This is a genomic window from Pseudomonas sp. AMR01 (genome assembly GCF_041946035.1).
GTDB classification, from domain to species: Bacteria; Pseudomonadota; Gammaproteobacteria; order Pseudomonadales; family Pseudomonadaceae; genus Aquipseudomonas; species Aquipseudomonas antarctica_B.
This window is the reverse complement of record NZ_JAUTYR010000125.1, coordinates 1-606: the sequence shown is the minus strand read 5'-3', so window position 1 is coordinate 606 and position 606 is coordinate 1. Positions and strand designations below refer to the sequence as shown.

At 70.3% G+C, this 606-nt stretch carries 1 protein-coding gene; it reads right to left on the bottom strand.

Translation table 11 applies throughout. From position 1 onward, the window contains the following. Window positions 1–606, bottom strand: a 606-nt coding sequence (locus Q7C20_RS26845) for a methionine adenosyltransferase domain-containing protein (protein WP_375071203.1), incomplete at both ends; no start/stop codon positions are given.

Sequence of the window (606 nt, the reverse complement as noted above, 5' to 3'; positions counted from 1 at the left end):
CGAAGGTTTCGACGCTGATGGAGGTCGGCTCGGCCACGCCGATGGCGTAGGAGATCTGGATCTCGCAGCGATCCGCCAGACCGGCGGCAACGATGTTCTTGGCCACGTAGCGGGCAGCGTAGGCGGCGGAGCGGTCAACCTTGGACGGATCCTTGCCGGAGAAGGCGCCACCACCGTGACGGGCCATGCCGCCGTAGGTGTCGACGATGATCTTGCGTCCGGTCACGCCGGCGTCGCCCATCGGCCCGCCCACCACGAAGCGGCCGGTCGGGTTCACGTGGAAGAGCGTGTCGTCGTCGAGGAGGTCCCCGGGCAGGGTGGGACGGATGACCTGGTCGATCACGTCCTTGCGCAGCTGGTCGGCGCGGAAGGTCAGCCCGACCTCGCGCAGCTCGGCGTTGACCTCGTCGGAGCCGCCCGGCACCTCGCAGGTCAGGGCGGACCGCGAGTTTCCGGTCAGCGCGGAGGCGAGCACCCGCGCGTCGGCCTCGTGGTCGGCGTAGGCGTCGGGGAAGCCCGAGCGCTGCACCGCCTGGGCGGCCTCGGTCACCTCCATCTCGCGGTAGCCGTCGACCTCGACCAGGGCGTCGTAGAAGGCGTTGGTGG